Genomic DNA, 1,791 nt, shown 5'->3' with positions numbered 1-1,791 from the left:
GGGCACGTCTATGTTCAGGAATTTACTCCTGAGTCCTTTGTAGGCCGAGGTGAGGTAATCCTGCCCGGCGTAGAAGACCACAGGAAGAGAAAAAGCGAACATCAGCCAGCGGAAAAGGATTTTGTACTGCTCTAACCAGAATTCCTCCACCTCAAAATATTCCGGAAAGGAAAGGAACATGATATTCCCGAAAGCAAATCCCGCTACTCCCAGTTGATAGATAAGTTTCTTGTCCTCCGTTTTTCTTTCCCGTCCCGAATCCGCGAGGGAAATACTGGGTTCGTACCCGATGCGGGACAGCAGGATAGCTATTTCCTTAAGGGTTACTTCCTCAGCATTGAAGGTGATCCTTACGGTCTTTTTGGGAAAGTCGACCTGAGACTGAATAATACCGGGGGCCAATTTATGCAGGTTCTCCAGCACCCAGATACAGGAGCTGCAATGGATGGAGGGGATATACAGGCCGATGATCCCGTGCTTCCCGTCATGGAACTCTAGCAGTTGCTCTGCGATCTCAGGTTCACCCAGGAAATCGAATTTTCCCGGGATGTAATCAGGAGAGGTTCCTGCAGCCGACTGAAGATCGTAATAATACTTCAGATCATTTGAGTCGAATATCTCATACACCGTTTTACAACCCGGGCAACAAAAAGACTTGTCCTGAAACAGGACCGTATCTTCATCACAAGGGAGCCCACAGTGAAAACAGAGCTCTTTATCCATAGACTTGCTTCATACCTGGGTGCAAAGATGCGAGTCACGGGGGGCTTAAAACATGATATTAATCAGGTTTAAATATTTCACAGGAACTTAGGAGAACCAGTTTCAGAGATCAGAAAAATCCCCCGAGTTCCATGGGGAACTCTTCAAATTGTCGTACCTTAGGGTATTGAAATCATTACCTCATGAAAAGCAGATGCGAGAATTGCATCATCAGGCAATTTAATTCTTTGCGGGCTATGAGCAAAGAAGAGCTAAAACGTGTCTCGGATACTAAAACCACGAAGATCATCAAGAAAGGGCAACCCATATTTTCCGAGGGTGAAAAGCTCAACGGTGTCTTTTGTGTTCGAGATGGGGTTTCGAAGCTGTCCAAGCTCAGCGCCAATGGAAAAGACCAGATTGTAAAACTGGCCAGTAAAGGAGAGGTGATGGGACAACGCTCCGTGATCGCCGAGGAATCCTCCAACCTCAGCGCTGTGGCTGTAAGCGATATGGAGGTCTGTTATATACCCAAAGAGGGTATTGTGGATGCCTTGCATCAAAACCCCAATTTTACCGTGGAAGTTCTCCGGCATATGGCGCATGACCTCCGGGAAGCAGATGACGTGATCGTGAACATGTCGCAGAAAACAGTGAAGCAACGGATAGCCGAGGCCTTTTTATATCTCAGGGATAACTTCGGGGAAGATCCGGAGGGTTACCTGAGTATTACCCTATCCCGGGAAGATATTGCCAATGTCGTGGGCACCGCCACCGAATCCTGTATCAGGATCATTTCGGAATTCAAGAAGAAGAACTACCTCAAGACTTCCGGAAAAAGGATCGGAATTCTGAATGAAAAGAAACTCCGAGACCTGGTCGACGGGTTTTGAAGTGATCAACTCCTCTTAGAGACTTACGGGTGCAGAGTCGCAGGGATCCCATCTGCCGGGAGACCCTGTCAAACCTGATAAATGTCATTGTTTCGGCTGGTTGGCTTCTCTATTTTTACCCCTGTTACTGTAGAGAAATCCCTATGAAACGCATCTTATTACCCACAGATTTTTCGGAAAATTCATGGAATGCCAT

At 47.0% G+C, this 1,791-nt stretch carries 2 protein-coding genes; one reads left to right on the top strand and one right to left on the bottom strand.

Annotated features, from left to right (window positions below; all coding sequences use genetic code 11):
- Positions 1–723, bottom strand: a 723-nt coding sequence (locus tag ABYP73_RS13015) for a heavy metal translocating P-type ATPase metal-binding domain-containing protein (RefSeq protein ID WP_372974623.1), incomplete at its 3' end; no start/stop codon positions are given.
- A gap of 236 nt (positions 724–959) precedes the next feature.
- Between ABYP73_RS13015 and ABYP73_RS13010 the strand changes: the two genes are divergently transcribed.
- On the top strand, positions 960–1,595 hold the full coding sequence (locus ABYP73_RS13010; protein WP_372974622.1) for a Crp/Fnr family transcriptional regulator: 636 nt from the start codon (positions 960–962) through the stop codon (positions 1,593–1,595).
- Positions 1,596–1,791: the final 196 nt, after the last annotated feature.

It is taken from the genome of Muriicola sp., assembly GCF_041567615.1.
Classification (GTDB): Bacteria; Bacteroidota; Bacteroidia; order Flavobacteriales; family Flavobacteriaceae; genus Muriicola.
Note: the sequence above shows the minus strand (reverse complement) of the source record. Positions and strands in the feature narration are given on the sequence as shown.

Coding starts and splice junctions, on each gene's coding strand:
- ABYP73_RS13010 (WP_372974622.1), top strand. CDS start 960: ATGAGCAAAGAAGAGCTAAAACGTGTCTCGGATACTAAAACCACGAAG.